Origin of the sequence: Pararhizobium polonicum (genome assembly GCF_001687365.1) — a bacterium.
Lineage (GTDB): Bacteria > Pseudomonadota > Alphaproteobacteria > Rhizobiales > Rhizobiaceae > Pararhizobium > Pararhizobium polonicum.
Genome location: NZ_CM004503.1, coordinates 81,202 through 97,627 on the forward strand (window position 1 = coordinate 81,202; position 16,426 = coordinate 97,627).

At 58.0% G+C, this 16,426-nt stretch carries 16 protein-coding genes and 1 pseudogene; 10 read left to right on the forward strand and 7 right to left on the reverse strand.

The features are described from left to right. Nucleotide 1: 1 nt before the first annotated feature. The 4 genes from ADU59_RS01225 to ADU59_RS01240 are packed head-to-tail and all read right to left on the reverse strand — an operon-like array spanning nt 2 to nt 4,228. The gene (locus ADU59_RS01225) at nt 2–727 is read right to left on the reverse strand and encodes a glycerophosphodiester phosphodiesterase (protein WP_068950903.1); all 726 of its coding nucleotides are present in this window, start codon (nt 725–727) and stop codon (nt 2–4) included. After that, nucleotides 724–1,563 carry an ATP-binding cassette domain-containing protein gene (locus tag ADU59_RS01230; RefSeq protein WP_068950905.1) on the reverse strand — a complete coding sequence of 280 codons (840 nt, stop codon included), beginning with the start codon at nt 1,561–1,563 and terminating at the stop codon, nt 724–726. Before ADU59_RS01230 ends, ADU59_RS01225 begins: the two co-directional genes overlap by 4 nt. Then, nucleotides 1,560–2,588, reverse strand: coding sequence for an ABC transporter ATP-binding protein (locus ADU59_RS01235; protein ID WP_068950907.1), 1,029 nt, complete (start codon nt 2,586–2,588; stop codon nt 1,560–1,562). Before ADU59_RS01235 ends, ADU59_RS01230 begins: the two co-directional genes overlap by 4 nt. After that, a complete protein-coding gene (locus tag ADU59_RS01240) occupies nt 2,588–4,228 on the reverse strand; it encodes an ABC transporter substrate-binding protein (protein ID WP_234885337.1) in 1,641 nt (546 codons plus the stop codon). The genes ADU59_RS01235 and ADU59_RS01240 overlap by 1 nt, the downstream gene beginning before the upstream one ends. A 216-nt stretch (nt 4,229–4,444) precedes the next feature. On the opposite strand from ADU59_RS01240, the gene ADU59_RS01245 reads away from it, so the two are divergent. Next, complete coding sequence (locus ADU59_RS01245) at nt 4,445–5,092, forward strand: histidine phosphatase family protein (protein ID WP_068950909.1); 648 nt, start codon at nt 4,445–4,447, stop codon at nt 5,090–5,092. A gap of 23 nt (nt 5,093–5,115) precedes the next feature. Beyond that, nucleotides 5,116–6,111 (forward strand): sugar-binding transcriptional regulator, encoded by a 996-nt coding sequence (locus ADU59_RS01250; protein ID WP_234885338.1) that lies wholly within the window; start codon nt 5,116–5,118, stop codon nt 6,109–6,111. A gap of 34 nt (nt 6,112–6,145) precedes the next feature. Here the strand turns inward: ADU59_RS01250 and traR are convergent. Continuing rightward, a pseudogene (gene traR, locus ADU59_RS01255) lies at nt 6,146–6,550 on the reverse strand (autoinducer-binding transcriptional regulator TraR); the annotation flags it as partial. Between the two features lie 33 nt (nt 6,551–6,583). Then, complete coding sequence (locus ADU59_RS01260) at nt 6,584–7,177, reverse strand: recombinase family protein (protein ID WP_068950913.1); 594 nt, start codon at nt 7,175–7,177, stop codon at nt 6,584–6,586. 163 nt (nt 7,178–7,340) lie between these two features. Between ADU59_RS01260 and ADU59_RS29465 the strand changes: the two genes are divergently transcribed. From ADU59_RS29465 to ADU59_RS01290, 5 genes are all read left to right on the forward strand, one after another. Continuing rightward, a complete protein-coding gene (locus ADU59_RS29465) occupies nt 7,341–7,811 on the forward strand; it encodes a DUF4158 domain-containing protein (protein ID WP_083198082.1) in 471 nt (156 codons plus the stop codon). 29 nt (nt 7,812–7,840) lie between these two features. After that, nucleotides 7,841–10,750: a Tn3 family transposase gene (locus ADU59_RS01275; protein WP_068950919.1), complete on the forward strand. Its 2,910-nt coding sequence runs from the start codon at nt 7,841–7,843 to the stop codon at nt 10,748–10,750. 357 nt (nt 10,751–11,107) lie between these two features. Next, nucleotides 11,108–11,788, forward strand: coding sequence for a cysteine hydrolase family protein (locus tag ADU59_RS01280; RefSeq protein ID WP_244506333.1), 681 nt, complete (start codon nt 11,108–11,110; stop codon nt 11,786–11,788). Nucleotides 11,789–11,857: 69 nt separating this feature from the next. Next, entirely contained in the window at nt 11,858–12,421 is a 564-nt protein-coding gene (locus tag ADU59_RS01285) for a helix-turn-helix domain-containing protein (RefSeq protein ID WP_068950921.1), read from the forward strand. Between the two features lie 77 nt (nt 12,422–12,498). After that, on the forward strand, nt 12,499–13,017 hold the full coding sequence (locus tag ADU59_RS01290; protein WP_068950923.1) for a GNAT family N-acetyltransferase: 519 nt from the start codon (nt 12,499–12,501) through the stop codon (nt 13,015–13,017). A gap of 88 nt (nt 13,018–13,105) precedes the next feature. Here ADU59_RS01290 and ADU59_RS01295 read toward each other — a convergent pair whose 3' ends face one another. Further along, entirely contained in the window at nt 13,106–13,912 is an 807-nt protein-coding gene (locus tag ADU59_RS01295) for a helix-turn-helix transcriptional regulator (RefSeq protein WP_068951012.1), read from the reverse strand. Between the two features lie 108 nt (nt 13,913–14,020). On the opposite strand from ADU59_RS01295, the gene ADU59_RS01300 reads away from it, so the two are divergent. The 3 genes from ADU59_RS01300 (at nt 14,021) to ADU59_RS01310 (ending at nt 16,420) form a co-directional block, all read left to right on the forward strand. Continuing rightward, a complete protein-coding gene (locus tag ADU59_RS01300; RefSeq protein WP_068950925.1) occupies nt 14,021–14,851 on the forward strand; it encodes an SDR family NAD(P)-dependent oxidoreductase in 831 nt (276 codons plus the stop codon). 38 nt (nt 14,852–14,889) lie between these two features. Continuing rightward, nucleotides 14,890–15,606, forward strand: coding sequence for an SDR family oxidoreductase (locus ADU59_RS01305; protein ID WP_068950927.1), 717 nt, complete (start codon nt 14,890–14,892; stop codon nt 15,604–15,606). Between the two features lie 259 nt (nt 15,607–15,865). Beyond that, entirely contained in the window at nt 15,866–16,420 is a 555-nt protein-coding gene (locus ADU59_RS01310) for a recombinase family protein (protein WP_068950929.1), read from the forward strand. The last annotated feature ends 6 nt before the right edge of the window (nt 16,421–16,426 follow it).

Here is a 16,426-nt window from a genome sequence, read left to right on the forward strand (position 1 = left end):
GCTACTCCCCGGCGGCGTCACGAAAGACATGTCTCGCCGAAACCGGGTCGTTGACCGAAAATCCGGTAGCGCCTTCACGGAACATACGCAGCAACTCCTCGGAATTGTATTCTCCCGTGCGTCGGCCTGTGCTGCCGTCCCCCGTGGAGATCCACACGGGGCGGCCGCGACTGACATGCGATGCGATGCGACCTTCGGCCGTATCCCATTCCCATATGCGAACGATGTCGCCGCCCGCGTTGAAAAACGCCTCCTCGTCAGCGCTCGTGACCAATCCGAGGATTTTGCGGGACCAACCGGCGTCGCGCACATATCGGACGGTGGCTGGAGCGTGCAAGGCAAGAACAAGTTCGCGGTCAGGCTCTTGCGCCAGCGCGGTCAGCAGGATGTCGAGCGACCTGGGCTGTTCATCCTTGACGTCCAACAGGATAGATTGATTCTTGGGTACGGTCTGAAACAGCAACCGGAGTGATGGTACCGCTGGAGACCCATCAACCTCTATTTTCGCCAGTTCCAGATCTGTCGAGCCTGAAATAGTGTCTCCACGACCAGTCAGACGTTTCAGATCGTCATCATGAGAGCAAACGATCTGGCCGTCCCTGGTTATCCGGACGTCCACCTCGATATGATCGGCGTTTGCCTCGACAGCTCCGGCCCAGGCGGCAGGCGAGTTTTCGCGGTAGAGAGCTGAGTATCCGCGGTGGGCGATGATGGATGGGGTTGTCATGATAGCGTCCTCTGTTTCTGCGATGTGTGTTCTCTAGGGCGGCGTTCGCTGGGCATCGCCGCCGGAACTGCCGCCAGCAGCGAGCGCGTATATTCGTGCTGCGGGCTGGCGAAGATCTCGGCTGCCGGACCGGCCTCGACAACCACGCCCTTCCGCATGACCGCGATGCGATCACTGATATGTCTAACGACGCCAAGGTCGTGGGAAATGAACAGGTAGCCCATCCCGAACTTGGCCTTGAGGTCGTTCAGAAGATTGATGATCTGCGCCTGGACGGAAACATCGAGCGCGCTGACCGCCTCGTCGCAGACGACGACCTTGGGATTGAGGACGAGCGCACGGGCAATGACGGCGCGCTGTTGCTGCCCCCCGGATAGCTGGTGAGAGTAACGGTCGCCCATGCCGGGGAGGCCGACCAGGGACAACATCTCTTCGCGACGCATTATGCGGCTCACGCTCGTGATTCCATGCGCTTGCATGGCTTCGTCGATCTGGGCACCGATCGTCATGCGCGGATCGAGCGCCTTGGAGGGATTCTGGAACACCATCTGCACGCCGCATCGTTCCCGCCGCCAGGCGGCAGAGCCGATCCGGGCATAGCACTTCCCATCCAGGGTAATCGTGCCGGAGGTGGGCGCTTCGATGCCGGCGGCGATGCGACCGAGCGTCGACTTGCCGCTGCCGCTTTCTCCAACGATGCCGAGCGTCTCTCCCGGCTCAAGCGTTATGCTGACTCCGCCGACTGCGCTCACAACTGCCTTGCCTCCGAAAAGATGGCCCCCGGAGCCATAGATCTTGACGATATCCTGCAGGACGAGCCTGCCTTTGCCACTCATTCAAAGTCTCCTGCGAAATGACACGCTGCCCGGTGATCGCCGACAACAGGCAAGAGCGCAGGCAATGAGCGGCAAACGTCCTTTGCGAACGAACAGCGCGGCTGGAAACTGCAGCCCTGCGGCCTTCTTGCCGGTCTCGGAACGGTGCCCTCGATCGCGGCGATGCGGCCGTGGCTTGGTGTTGCCGCGTGCAGGCGGCATGCCATCAGGCCGCGTGTGTAGGGATGCAACGGGTTTTCGAACAGTTCGTTGACTGTTGCGGTTTCGACAACCCGCCCTGAATACATCACCGCCACCCGGTCGGCGATCTCGGCGACAACACCGAGATCGTGGGTGACGAAAATCATTGCGGCACCGGTCTCGGCCTGCAGTTCTCGCATTAGCCGGAGGATCTGTGCCTGGGTCGTGACGTCGAGGGCGGTCGTCGCTTCGTCGGCGATCAATAGCTTAGGCCGACAAGCGAGCGCCATGGCGATCATGATGCGTTGACACATGCCACCGGAAAGCTGGTGCGGAAAGGCTTTCGCACGCGTATCCGGTTCGGAGATGCCTACTGAGGCAATGAGTTCAACCGCGCGCCGCTCTGCCTCTCTCCAACTGAGGTCGCGGTGCACGACCAGCACTTCGGCAATCTGCGTGCCAACGCGGCGCACCGGATTGAGGGCAGCCGTTGCATCCTGAAAGATCATTGCCATATCGCGGCCGCGGATATCGGCAAGCCGGTTCTCACTGAGTGTTGTGAGGTCCTGTCCGAGGAAAGAGATTCTGCCGCCTTTGACTACCAACGGCTCGGACGTCAGCCCCATGGCCGCAAGACAGGTCAAGCTCTTGCCACAGCCACTTTCCCCAACGAGGCAAAGTGTCTCGCCAGCCCGGACCTCGAGTGAAACATCGATGACGAGATCTAGGTGGCTAATCCCGACTGTCAGGCCCTCCACCGAAAGTGTGGCCTCGGCCTGGGGGATGGCATCGTTTTTCCTCCGATCAGAAACCTCGGGGTGGGTGTCGGTGAGGAGCGCCGTCATCAACGCTTGGCCCCAAACGAAAGGTTATAAGGGCGAAGGTCCATGTAATAGGACGTATAGGGCTTCCACTCGACTGACTTGTTGACGCCATAGGTTTCGAGCGGTTGATATAGGATCGTTCCAGGCGCTTCGTCTTCCCATACATCCAGCATCTTCTGGAAGACTTCGCGGCGTTGAGCGATATCTGTGGTCCGGTCGAGTTTTTCTCCGAGCTCATTAAATTCGGTCGGCTGCCAGTCTTTGGTCATCTGGATTTTGTTGTAGGGACCCCAAAGGTTCCAGAGGCCGCCGGCGGGATCCGGATAACGGATCGTGTTCGAGTTCGTGATGACGCCGCGCGCGTCACCCGAGACCTGGTCAACGTTTTCAACGATATTGAGTTGGCCGTTGATGCCAACTGCCTTCCACATTTCCATGATGGCCTGTGCGGCCGGTACTGCATTCAGATAATAGGCGGCATGTGTCGCGTAGTGGATCACTTCACCCTTGTACCCAGCCTCCTTTAGCAGCCGTTTTGCCTTTTCCGGGTCATAGACGAGACCCGCGCGATTTTCGTTGTACAAGGCTCCATATTCAGGAAACTGATGGCTTTTCGGCACGACGGCTTTGCCGTTCCAGAGAGCCTCCACCAAAAGCTGCCGATCGATCGCAAGGTTCATCGCCTGACGAACGCGCTTGTCTTTGATGACCGGGTTCTGTGTATTGTAGACGAGCGTGTGAACGTTACCAAGGACAACGCTGCGTGCTTCGACATCCGGGTAGCTGTTGATCTGGTCAATCTGATCCGGTGCAATGTTGGTGGCAATATCGAACTCGCCGCTGACCAGGCCGGCGATACGTGTGGCCTGCTCCGGCACGTTACTGAAAGTCACCGAAGCGGCTGTAGGTCTGCCGCCGAAATAGTCGTCAAAGGCGACGAGCTTGACCGATTGATCTTGCTTATATTCTGAAAGCTTGAATGGGCCGGTCCCGACCGGAAATTTTGGGAACTTGCCATTGGCATGTTCCAACCAATCCTTCTTGTTGACAATCCAGGCTGCCCAGGAGGCCAGCCGCTGTTCCAGGACTGGGTCGGGGTTCTTCGTGGTGAAGCGTACAGTCAGTGGATCGATCACCTCAACTTTTTCGAGAATGCCAAAGTAGGCCGGACCTTGCTTCATCACGGCATTCGCTCCGCTTAGCCGTTCGGGCGAGAAGGTGAAGGCGACGTCGTCAGCGGTCATGATCTCGCCGTTGTGGAACTTGACCTCGGGGCGCAACTTGATTTCCAGCGTCCGGTCGTCGATCCGCCTCCAGCTTTGAGCCAGCGACGGCACCAGTTTGGCTCCGTCGCCGTTCGGCGAGGACAGAAAGTCGCGGCGGATCAGCGTATCGAACATCGAGTAGGTGATCCGCACGCTCACATTCCCTAGCTGGTCGGCCGGTTCAAGCGTGGGTGGCAGAGCTGCGACTGCCACGGACAGATCCGGACGGTCTTGCGCGAGGGTAGGAAAGCCGGACGCAACAGAAATGAGGGAGGCGGCCAGCGCGGTGCGAGAGATACGCAGAAATATCTCCTGGGCGTAAGTTTGTTTCCTTGGGGCGCGCGTCTCCGGCGGCCCGACCATGGCCCTGGCAAGCTCAGTGTGTGTCTGTAGCATTTCCATCCTCCCAAATGGTGCGCTGGTCTTTGGGCTCTTCCCAAGTGCGTCAGCTCTGCCGTCAGTTCTAACAACAAAAATAAACTTTTGACAAATTGTTTTTCAGATGTTCAATTCTGGTTGTTACAAATTTGTCATATCCGGCGACGGATTCCGGTTCGCGTAAGCAGTGATCTGCGTGCTTTCGCCTCATCGGCAACATTCTAGGGGTACTCCATGACACACACTGGCGCCGATTGGGCATTGACTATTGAGAGCGAGCTGAAAGATGTCCTTGTCCAGCGCGCGGCGTTTTCCGTGAACGCGCAAAGCTTTTTGTTTTTGCGCCACGGTCGGACCAACTCGAACGTCAAGGGCATCATCCAGGGTCAGCTCGATGTTGCGCTGGATCAGGTTGGATGCGAGCAGGCAACACATGCCGGCGTGCTTCTCAAGCGTTCCGGTGTGACCAGAATCGTATCAAGCGACCTGTCCCGAGCCCTTGAGACAGCAAAAATTGTAGCGAGGGAAATCGGTATTAGCGCCCCATTGGCCGACGCCCGCCTGCGTGAGCGGAGCTTTGGCGCCCTTCAGGGTAAGATCAATACTCATCTTGCCTGGCTATCGGAAGACCGAAGTGTCGAGACAAGCGCTGTGTTCGCAAACCGAACACTCGACGGAGTCGAGGCCGCGGTGCTCAATTCCACGACCCTCATATGTGCTCACGGGGGCAATCTACGCGTTCTGGCCGCAGCTCTTGGACTGACGCTCGGACAGTCGCTATACGAGAATGCTACGCCGTTGCTGTTCAAGCTTTCCGATGGAAGGTGGTCTTGCCAACGGTTGATTGATATCGAAACTATCGCAATCCCTTTGAACGCATGAGCTTCAGGGCAAGGAATAGACGGATGAGGCGAACAAAAGACGAGCCGAATGAAGATAATTGGGAGCCTCCCGAGTCGTTTGCCGGGGGGCGCGAGCAATTGCTGGCGCGCGTGGCCTGGCTCTATCATGTTGAGGGCCTGACCCAGCAAGAAGTTGCCAGCGAACTCGGCATGCACCGGCTAAAGGTAAACCGTCTTCTCGCCCGGGCACGTCAGGATGGCATTGTCCAGGTTAGCATCAGGTCGCCATACGTTAGCAGCCCGCTGCTGGAAAAAGAGCTTGTTGCAAAATTTGACCTTCGCAAAGCGGTCGTGGTTCCGGCTCCTGTTCGGTCCGATTCGACTCCTGAGGCGGTCGGAGCCGGCATCGGCCAATACCTTAATGCTCGTCTCTCCAATCAGATGAGTTTGGGAATTATCTCGGGGCGGACCTTCCATGCCGCCCTGTCTGCACTGGAAGCGCGGGCAATACCGGGCCTCTCTATTGTTTCCATGATTGGCGGACTGACTGTGAAGGCGGCAATGCGCCCCTACGAAGTCGCTCATCAGCTCGCGCAGATCTATCAAGCGGAATGCTATTATATGCCGGCGCCAACCTACGCCGAGTCCAAGAAGGCGCGGGATGAGTTTCTAGCGCAGTCACTTGTTCAGGAGATCATGCGACGAGCTGCGGCAGTGGATATTGCGATCATCGGAGTGGGCCGACTGACCGAAGATGGTGTGATCCGCGCCTATGATCTTTTGCAGGAAGAGGAGATGGATTCGCTCGTACAGGCCGGGGCTGTAGGTTCGTTTGTAGGCTGGTTCATCAACAAGGATGGGACGCTCGTCGATCACGCCCTTAACGATCGAGTGATCGGCCTGCCGTTGGACCGCCTCAAGGACGTGCCAGAAGTTGTTCTTTGCGGGGGTGGGATCGGGAAGGCACAGGCCTTGGCGGCCGTTCTTCGAGCTGGATATGCCGACGTGCTCATCACAGACGAAGCTGCCGCCAGACGATTGGTCTCCAGCGATTTCTAGCTGGCACCAAATTGAATGCTCGACCGCTATTCGTTCAGATCAGTTTTCTTCTGATCGCGAGCGCGGTGAGATGAGCCTTGCTGCGGACGTCGAAACGCTTCATGGCCTCGCGAAGCTTGACGCGGACACTGTTGTACTTGACCCCTTCCACGTCCGCGATCTCCTCCATCGTCTTGCCGACGGCAATCCATCTCAGATAGGTCGCCTCTTTTGGATCGAGCCATGCGGCATCTTCCGCGGTGGGCGAGGTGCGAAGGAAGGAGATGCGGGCATGGAGCTGCCCGACGGCCGCCGCTGCTGCAACCGCATCGATCTCCCGATCAAGCGGGATTGCCGTCCTCTCCGACGCCAGCGTGAACATCGACATCGAACCGTTGGCGGTCCTGATGGGGATGGTGATGCCGGAGCGGATGCCAAAATCGGCCGCTTGTGCATAGAAGGGGTCGGAACAAGATCTGTTCCTGGCGACACGCTAAGATCGAACGGACCGTGAACCCTCATCGCGAACCCGCATAACCGTCTGTCGACTGGTCGTAAATTTTCGCGCGATAGCCGAAACGCTCATTCCCTTTGCGAGATCATCGCGTACATCCTTCTTCTGCTCATCACTGAGCGTGGATGGCCGACCAAGTGTCTTGCCTTCTGACTTTGCACGCTTGAGGCCGGATTGGGTTCGTTCGATCAGCAAGTCCCGCTCGAACTGCGCGACAGCGTTGAGCACCTGCATGGTCATCGTGCCGGACGAACTGGTCAGGTCCGCGCCGCCAAGTGCAAGGCAGTAAACGCGCACGCCCATCTCGGCGAGAGCCTTCACAGTGGTGCTGACATCGATCGCATCACGGCCGAGGCGATCGAGTTTGGTCACTATGAGAATATCGCCGGACTCCAGCTTGTCCATTAGCCTTGAAAAGCCGCGGCGCTGTGCGATGGCGGTGCTGCCGGAGATCGTCTCTGTGACGATCCTGCGGGGTTCGACCTGAAAGCCCGCTGCTTCAATTTCGTGAACTTGGTTTTCGGTGGTCTGGCCGGTTGTCGAGACGCGGACATAGGCGAAGGTGCGTGGCATGGGTTCAATTTCGTCCGAATAGGCTGTCCGAAATATTTCCTGTGTTCGAAATTATGTCAAGATAATTTGTGGACAGGGCGTTTTACCCCTGTACGCAATCGCTCGTTTTCGGACAGGAGACATGACTGGTTGTTTGAACGAGCTAGCGCATCGGAGTAAGTGAGTGGGTCGAAGGAAACTGATCAGCGCAGCAGAAGCGCAAAACCTTCTGGGCCTGGCGACGGACGAAGACGGTCTCATCCGCCACTACACGCTGGATGCCAGCGATCGTCTCGAATGCGAATTGCGCCGACGGGCTCACAACAAGCTTGGTTTCGCCATCCAGCTTTGTGTCATCCGACAAACTGGAAGACTTCTTCGCGAGGATGAGCATCCGCCTTCAGCTATTGTCAATCATATCGCTGCTCAGCTCGGCGTCGAGCCACGGGCCTATCCCATCTACGCCCGCCGTACCCAGACCCATTTTGACCATAGCCGACACCTTACGGATTATCTCGGCCTTCACACGGCAAACCGCGATGATCGTCGTGCAGCGTTGTTGGCCCAGTCGGCCCGAAGCTGCGATTTTGGCCAACTCGAAGAACCTTGTGGGAACATAGCCTGCAGGATTGACCCGCGACGCGCCTGTTCGTGACATTGCGTTCCAATTTGAGGAGCGTTTTGATGAGTACGGGTATTTCGAGTTCGGATTTTGTCGGCCAATGGAGCCTGAGCTTCGCCGACATTGATTTCATCAATTCCAAACCGGCCGCTACCAGGCTTGGCTTGGCCTCGCAGTTGAAGTTTTTCAGCGCACGCGGATTTTTCGCTGACGATGGCACATTGGTCCCGCACGATGCTGCCGAATACCTGGCCGAGCAGATCGGCGTCCCAGCCGACGAACTGTCCGGTTATGATTTCGGCGGGAGAAGCGCCCGCCGGCATTGCGCCGAGATTTTGCAGTATCTCGGCTTTCGCCGAATGACGCGAGGAGACCGGGACGCGCTTTCTTGCTGGATCATTGGCGAGCTTTGCCCGTCCGGGCAATCCGTGAGCGCCATGCTTGAGGCGGTGTTTCTTTGGTGCCGGGATCGCAATATCTATGGTCCTTCGGCCAAGGAGCTGGAACGGCTTGTTCGTTCGCAGCGGCAACAATATCTGGACGGCTGGCTTCATGAGGTGAGCGCAGCGCTTCCGCCTGGGACTGTTGCAGCGATGGAAATCTCCCTGGCTGACGCGGAAGGGCCGACAGGCTTCAATGCGATGAAAGCCGACGCCGGGCAAGCAACCCTCGACAACATTCTCGAGGTGACCGCCCGGCTGGCGTTCATCCGAAAACTGAACCTTCCCCGGAATATGTTTTCGAACATCAATCCCGCGTGGATCGAGCATGTCGCCCGCCGCGTTTCCGGCGAAAAGGCATCGGAGATGCGCCGTCACACCGTGGCGCGCCAGCTTGCGCTTTATGCGGTTTATCTGATGGCGCGGGAAACCGCGATGACCGATGCAATGGTCGAGCTGCTCGTGGAAACGGTACACAAGATCGGTGCTCGGTCGAAACGGAAGGTGGTGGGCGACATCGCCAAGGATGTCGAACGGGTCTATGGAAAGGAACGGCTGCTCGTCGATATTGCCACTGCATCGATTGACGATCCGGACGGCCGCATTTGTGATGTCATCTTTCCGGTTGTCGGCAAGGAAAAGCTGGCGGCGATCATCAAGGAGAGCAATGCCAAGGGCGCGCTCGACCGCCGCATTTATGCGGTGATGCGCAATTCGTGGGCCAATCATTATCGTCGGATGCTACCAAGCTTGCTTTCCGTGCTGGAATTCCGCTCAAACAATGTGGTCTGGCGACCGGTTTTGTCAGCCCTCGACTGGATCAGGGCAAGGCTGGAGGACGGGTGCCGGTTCGTGCCGCAACAAGATGTGCCGATAGATGGCGTGATCCCGGCAAAGTGGCGCAGTTCGGTCATCGATGGAAATGGTCGCGTCAACCGTATCAGCTATGAACTCTGCGTCCTGACCCAATTACGGGACTGCATCCGGTCCAAGGAAATCTGGGTTGTTGGCGCTGACCGTTACCGCAATCCCGATGATGATCTGCCAAAGGATTTTGCGGATCGGCGTTCTTCTTATTATTCCAAGCTAAACCTGACCCAGGATGCCTGCGAATTTGTGGCAGTGGTTCGCCAGGAACTGGAACACGAGTTGCTGCTTCTGAACGAAACAATGCCACGAAACGAGAAGGTGAGAATCCTATGGCGCGGCGAAAACCGGATATCGATCACGCCGTTCAAGCCAGCACCGGAACCGAAAGGGCTGGCAGCAATCAAATCGGAAATCAGTCAGCGCTGGCCGATGACGGGCCTCCTCGATGTCCTGAAGGAAGCAGCCCTCGACACCGGGCTTCTAGATGCCTTCGAAACCTCGGCCTCCCGCGTCGCCCTGCCCAAGGCTGTTCTGGATCAGCGACTGCTATTTTGCCTCTATGGTCTCGGCACCAATGCCGGTCTGAAGCGAGTCGCCGGAGCTACCACAGATGCCAGCTATGAGGAGCTTCTTCATGTACATCGCCGCTTCATTCACGCGGGCGCTTTGCGGGAAGCCTGCGCTCGGGTCGCCAATGCCACGCTTGCGGTTCGCAATGCAGCGGTCTGGGGTGACGCCGGAACTGCCTGCGCATCGGATTCCACGAAGTTCGGGGCCTGGGATCGCAACCTGATGACCGAATGGCATGCCCGCTATGGCGGGCGCGGCGTCATGATCTACTGGCATGTCGAAAAGCGAGCCACCTGCGTTTATTCCCAGCTCAAACGGTGCTCTTCATCGGAAGTCGCATCGATGATCGAAGGCGTTCTTCGGCATTGCACCGATCTGGAAATCCAACGGCAATATGTCGATAGCCACGGCCAGAGCGCCGTTGGTTTCGCCTTTTGCCGGTTGCTCGGCTTTGAACTCGCCCCACGCCTGAAGGCCATTGCCCGGCAGAAACTGGCGTTACCGGATGCGAGCTTTCGGACAATATTGCCGAATCTGCTTCCGGTCCTTTCCAACCCGATCAACTGGGAGGAGATCGAACAGCAATATGATGAAATGGTCAAATATGCCGCTGCCATGCAGACGCGCACAGCCGATCCGGAGGCGATCCTGCGCCGCTTCGCGCGGGCGGAAGTGATGCACCCAACCTACAAGGCGTTGAGCGAACTCGGACGTGCGGTCAAGACGATCTTTCTATGCCGTTACCTGCGCCAGGAAGCCTTCCGCCGGGAAATCCATGAAGGGCTCAACGTCGTTGAAAACTGGAACAGCGCCAACGGTTTCGTCTTCTTCGGTAAAGGTGGCGAAATGGCGACCAACCGCATTGATGAGCAGGAGGCTTCGGCGCTTGCGTTGCATCTCCTTCAAGCATCGCTTGTCTATGTCAACACGCGCATGCTGCAAACGGTACTCACCGAGCCGTCATGGCAGGGCCGGATGGCACCGGAAGATTATCGCGGCCTCACCCCGCTGATCTACGCTCACGTCAATCCCTATGGCCGGTTCGATCTCGATCTGGACAGCCGGATAGATTTCGACAAAATTGCCGCATGAGCAGCGGCGCGAAAATGCCAGTTGCAAAACTCAGGCGCAAAATTCCAACTTTTGTTGGGAGATTTGCGACGCATTTTCGGCCATACCTCAGGAAAAATATAACGCTGTGGCCGTCATCGCAAACGCTCTCGATCCGTATCGTAATACTATAGTGTCACTTTGTGCTATTAAATTGGCACACCTATTGCATCTATCCTCACGTCCCTCGGAGCGGGTCCGCGGGCTAACACGCGTTAACGTGAGGAAAATATGGAAAATCTTGTCGCAACACGTCGGGCCGCCATGCTAGGTTCAATGGGCCTTGCCGTAGCGGTCGCTGGCGCTCCAAGTGCAAAAGCAAATCAGACTGCCGCAAATATGGGCGGCATCCACGCTATCCCCGAACTGGCCCCGCATTGGAAGCAACTTGATCTCGCTGAAATCCTCTCGCGTCCGGCTGCCTATTGCTCAGTTAGCCAGAACAAGTCCTGCTATGATCCTGGCGGCGTGCAGGCTGCAGAGGGTCACCGCGAGCGAGGCAGCCTTCCGGCGACGGTCAAGGTGGTCGAGGCCGCCCGCAAGGCGAAGAATTTCGTGTCGTTCAACTGGATCGGCTATGAAGTCTTCCGGCAGGATTATCCAATGAACGACTTCGATCGCGTTCAGTTCGGCTCTTGGACTAAAGGTCTGAACTGGACGAAGGAGCAGCAGGCACGCGACAACGAGCTCGTGGGAGAGCTGCAAGCTCTGGTGCGTCCTGGCGATAACGAATTTAACGAGCGCGCACTTCAGACGGCGTTCATCGGAACCCAGCTTCCGCTTGAGCTATCGCGCAAGAAGATCGAAGTCATCGTCCTGACGGGCATCCATCTCGACTGGTGCATCGAAGGCAACGCGCGGCTGGCTCGTGACAACGGGTATCTTCCCATTGTGATCGGCGACGCCTGCGGTTGCCAGAAGCCGGAACAGGAAAAGGCAGCAATGGAGCGCATCAACAATTTCTTCGCGCCCGTCATTTCGTCAGAGACTTTTGTCAAGCTGCTCAAGCAGTCCTCTTGATCCAGCGAGGGGCGTCGTTGAGAAGCGACGTCGCTTGAAAGTCAAATCCGCGTCTACTATCGTAGCACGATGAGCACAGATAATATGGACAAGCGGATTGGAGCGCGTATTCGGACCGAGCGCGAAAGTCGGGGTTGGTCCCTGAGCGACCTCGCAGCCAAGGCGTCAGTTTCTCGCGCGATGGTCTATAAGGTCGAGCGAGGCGAGAGCAGCCCCACTGCAAACATGCTCGGCAAGCTGTCTGGCGCTTTCGGCTTGAGCATGTCCACGCTGATGGCGCGAGCGGAGATACAGCAGGGTCGGCTCCTCAGGAAGGCTGACCAGCCCGTCTGGGCCGATCCTGAAACGGGATATCTCCGCCGCCACGTTTCACCACGCTCGGACATGCCGCTGGATCTTGTCAACGTGACTCTTCCCGCTGGCAAGGAGGTGCCCATGCCAGCCTCAGCCTATGCCTTCCTCCGCCAGCTCGTATGGGTCCTGTCTGGAGAGCTCGTGTTTGTAGAAGGCCAGACGCAGCACGAAATGAAGGAAGGAGATTGCCTGGAACTCGGCCCACCAACCGATTGCGTGTTCAAGAACGCAAGCGAGCGGGAGTGCGTTTATGCAGTGGCGGCATTGACCGTAGGCTGACTTCGGCGGAATGCGTTGCACCAACATGTTTAATATAGTAGACATAAACCTATCATATTAAACAAATGGAAGCGACCATGGAAATACGTGACGTCATCGAAGCAGATATTCCCGGCATCACCGACATCTACAACCATGCAGTCGCGAACACGACAGCAATCTGGAACGACGCCGAAGTCGATAAGGCTAACAGACATAGCTGGCTGGCCGATCGAGGCAGGCTCGGCTATCCAGTCCTGGTGGCTATCGGCGAGGACGGTCAGGTCGTCGGCTACGCGTCCTTCGGCGACTGGCGAGCCTTCGATGGCTACAGACATACCGTCGAACATTCCGTCTATGTGAGGGTGGACCAGCGCGGCAAAGGCACGGGAGTGAAACTCATGGAGGCCCTCGTCGAGCGCGCGCGAGCGATCGGCAAGCACGTTATGGTCGCTGGGATTGAAGCCGAGAACCTCGGCTCCGTACGCCTGCATGAGAAGCTCGGCTTCGAGCATGTCGGTCATCTCAAGCAGGTCGGCACCAAATTCGGCAAATGGCTTGACCTCGTGTTCATGCAGTTGACGCTCAATCCCGGCGGCTTCCCTGAGCAGCGGTGAGGAACATGCCTTCCGCTGTATTCGCGACGATCTCAGCAGCGGACGCTCGGTAGTTGGCTTGATGCCCCTTCAGTCGCAAATCCCCGATTTAAGTTTGCCTCGGCGTACAAACGACAAAACGCATACCCGGAGATTCGCTCACGTCGAGGCTCATATACTCGAATTCGAGTTGGCCGGCTGACGGGTGGCGAATGCGTTTCACGGTGGAGGGCTGAAGCACGACATCGTGACGTGGCCACCATGCGCGGAACTCGGGACTCTCCTTCGTCAGAACGGCAATCAGTCGCTCGAAATCCGGATCGCCCGCATATCGGGCACTGTCCGCCCGGAAGATCGCCAGCGATAGTGGCGCGAGATCGCCCCAATCCGCCAGAAGCCGCCGATGCGCTTCGTTCACGAACATCAGGTGCATCATGTTGCGGGCATCGCCTTCGAGGCGTCCGAAATCGCCGAAGACGGTAACGGCAGCCGCGTTCCAGGCGAGCACGTCCCAGCGACGGCCCAGCACATAGGCCGGCTGCCCGGCCATACTGTCGAGCATCCGGGCGAGTGCGCCTGGCACTTGTTCAGGACCATGGGAACGGGTTTGCGGTGATGGGCGATCAGCCAGCGTGAACAGATGCTGGCGTTCGGCCGGATCGAGATTCAGAGCCTCGGCAAGTGCGTTGAGCACTTCCGCTGAAGGCCGCACGTCGCGGCCCTGTTCCAGCCATGTGTACCAAGTGGTGCCGACCCCGGCGAGAAGCGCAACCTCCTCACGGCGGAGACCCGGCGTGCGCCGCCGGAAGCCGTTGGGAAGGCCAACGGCAGAGGGCGTCAGCCGCTCGCGGCGGGAGCGCAGGAAATCCCCGAACTCTTTTCTCCGCGCGTCAATGTGGTCCACAAGTGCATCCATCATTCGCTCATCATAGCAGTATTGATACCATGATCAAACCAGAACTGTTTGCCGTTTTCGATTCGGCGCAAATCACCTTCAACAGCGATTTGCGTGGAAGGCGATGTTATGGCGGAGACAACAAGAACGATCCTGATCACGGGTTCAACCGATGGCGTCGGTCGCCGGGTGGCCGAACGGCTGGCGGCTCCCGAGACAACGATATTGATCCATGGTCGTGACCGGGATCGTGGCGAAAGCCTTGTTCAAGCCATTATACAATCCGGAGGGAAAGCGGCATTCCATTCTGCCGACTTATCAACTCTCTCTGAAGTCCGAGACCTGGCCGACACCATTCTCCGCGATCACTCCCGTCTCGATGTGCTGATCAATAATGCCGGTATCGGTGTTACCGGCGCTTATCCGGGGCGCTGCGAAAGCCCGGATGGCTTCGAACTGCGCTTTGCGGTCAACTACCTGTCAGGCTTCCTGCTGACCCGGTTGCTTTTGCCGATACTGGAAAGCGGCCCGCGCGCCCGCATTGTCAATGTCGCTTCTGTCGGCCAACAGGCGATCGACTTCTCCGAGGTGATGCTGACGCGTGGCTATAGCGGTCGGCGTGCCTACTGCCAGAGCAAACTCGCGCAAATTCTCTTCACCTTCGATCTCGCCGAAGAACTGAAGGGAACGGGCGTCACCGTGAATGCCTTGCACCCGGCAACATACATGGCAACGGCCATGGTGCGCGGCGACGGTGTGTCACCCACAAGCAGCGTCGATGAAGGCGCTGATGCGATCCTGAATCTGGCCATCTCACCCGATCTCCAAGATAGATCCGGCCTCTATTTTGACGGGCTGCGGCCCTCTCGCGCCCAGGCCCAAGCCTATGACGCCGACGCTCGGCAGAGACTTCGGGCACTCAGCTTCCAACTCACGGGGCTTTCAAACCCCGTCGTGTGACCACCTGATCCAGTTTCAACGCAACGAAAGGAACTCCCATGTCTTCCCAACATATCGTCATCGTCGGCGGATCATCCGGAATTGGTCTCGCCACCGCCCGGCTACTTCTCGGCCAAGGTCACAGGGTTACGATCACTGGCCGGAAAGCCGAGCGGCTGGACACCGCCCGTAATCTCCTGACCGGCAATCTTGATACGCTGGTCATGGACGCCGCCGATCCGAGCGGATTGCCCGGAGCTTTCGAGCGAACCGGCAGTTTCGATCATCTTGTTCTAGCGCTTGGCAGCGGCAAGGGCGCTGGTCCTTTCGCATCAGTATCGCTCACCGATGTGAAGTCCGGTTTCGAGGAAAAGGTCTACGCGCATTTCGCCACGGCGCAGGCGGCGCTTCCGCATCTCGCCAAGGATGGTAGCCTGACCTTCATCTCGGCGGTGACGGCCCATGCTGCCATGCCCGGCACCGCCGGCATCGGCGCCGCCAACGCCGCCGTCGCTGCACTCGTGCCGATCCTCGCTGCTGAACTTCGGCCAATGCGCGTCAATGCCGTGTCGCCGGGCGTGATTGACACGCCGTGGTGGAACTTTCTCACGGGCGAACAGAAGGTCCCTGTGTTTGCTGACTTCGCCGCAAAAACTCCCGTTGGGCGCGTCGGAACGCCTGAGGACATTGCGCAGGCCATCGCCTTCCTGATCGATAACACATTCATTTCGGGCCAGACGATCATTTGCGATGGCGGATTACGGCTGACGGCATAGCGTTCCCCGTTCGCGAATATCCTGACTTTTCACTGGAAAAATTGCGGGCTGACATCGCGCGCAATTCGTGTCGCAAATGTCGGTCGTAAAAGTCCGCCGGAAGCGGGTGACTTTTGCGACAGCGTTCTGCCCAGCATCACTTTTGGGTACGCCCTAGAGTGACATTCAAATGTGACGTGGGCGAAGTGTAACAAAAGGGTGGATTTTCGTTCAAAGTGACATTACACAATCGGAATCACCCTAATGTTACAGAATTGCTATGGCCCGCATCGGATACGCTCGCGTCAGCACCACAGATCAGGACCTTGATATTCAGAACGAGCGTCTGAAGGCCGCAGGTTGCGAAATCATCCGATCAGAAACCGGATCGGGAGCGTCCCGGAAGGGGCGATCCGAGCTGGAAACCATCATGCAGTTTCTGCATGCGGGCGACGAGCTGGTGGTGCTGCGGCTTGATCGGCTTGGCCGCTCCACCCGCGACGTTCTCAATCTTGTTCATGAGCTTGACGAAAAGGGCGCGTCCCTGCGCGTCCTTGAACCCGAAGTGACGACGGCGGGCAGCATGGGCCGGATGGTCATCACCATCCTCGGCATGGTCGCGGACATGGAACTCAAGTTCATCAAAGACAGACAACGTGCGGGCATCGACGCAGCAAAAGTTGACGGCATCTACAAGGGCAGGAAGAAGAATGTCGATGACGCCGAGATTCGCAGGCGGATCACGGCTGGTGCAACGAAAGCTGCCGTCGCTCGTGAGCTGAACATTTCCAGGATGACTGTCTACCGCGCCTTGGAAGGTCAAGGCTCGCCATAAGACTAT

Coding starts and splice junctions, on each gene's coding strand:
- ADU59_RS01225 (WP_068950903.1), bottom strand. CDS start 727: ATGACAACCCCATCCATCATCGCCCACCGCGGATACTCAGCTCTCTAC.
- ADU59_RS01230 (WP_068950905.1), bottom strand. CDS start 1,563: ATGAGTGGCAAAGGCAGGCTCGTCCTGCAGGATATCGTCAAGATCTAT.
- ADU59_RS01235 (WP_068950907.1), bottom strand. CDS start 2,588: ATGACGGCGCTCCTCACCGACACCCACCCCGAGGTTTCTGATCGGAGG.
- ADU59_RS01240 (WP_234885337.1), bottom strand. CDS start 4,228: ATGCTACAGACACACACTGAGCTTGCCAGGGCCATGGTCGGGCCGCCG.
- ADU59_RS01245 (WP_068950909.1), top strand. CDS start 4,445: ATGACACACACTGGCGCCGATTGGGCATTGACTATTGAGAGCGAGCTG.
- ADU59_RS01250 (WP_234885338.1), top strand. CDS start 5,116: ATGAGGCGAACAAAAGACGAGCCGAATGAAGATAATTGGGAGCCTCCC.
- ADU59_RS01260 (WP_068950913.1), bottom strand. CDS start 7,177: ATGCCACGCACCTTCGCCTATGTCCGCGTCTCGACAACCGGCCAGACC.
- ADU59_RS01275 (WP_068950919.1), top strand. CDS start 7,841: ATGAGTACGGGTATTTCGAGTTCGGATTTTGTCGGCCAATGGAGCCTG.
- ADU59_RS01280 (WP_244506333.1), top strand. CDS start 11,108: ATGGGCGGCATCCACGCTATCCCCGAACTGGCCCCGCATTGGAAGCAA.
- ADU59_RS01285 (WP_068950921.1), top strand. CDS start 11,858: ATGAGCACAGATAATATGGACAAGCGGATTGGAGCGCGTATTCGGACC.
- ADU59_RS01290 (WP_068950923.1), top strand. CDS start 12,499: ATGGAAATACGTGACGTCATCGAAGCAGATATTCCCGGCATCACCGAC.
- ADU59_RS01295 (WP_068951012.1), bottom strand. CDS start 13,912: ATGGATGCACTTGTGGACCACATTGACGCGCGGAGAAAAGAGTTCGGG.
- ADU59_RS01300 (WP_068950925.1), top strand. CDS start 14,021: ATGGCGGAGACAACAAGAACGATCCTGATCACGGGTTCAACCGATGGC.
- ADU59_RS01305 (WP_068950927.1), top strand. CDS start 14,890: ATGTCTTCCCAACATATCGTCATCGTCGGCGGATCATCCGGAATTGGT.
- ADU59_RS01310 (WP_068950929.1), top strand. CDS start 15,866: ATGGCCCGCATCGGATACGCTCGCGTCAGCACCACAGATCAGGACCTT.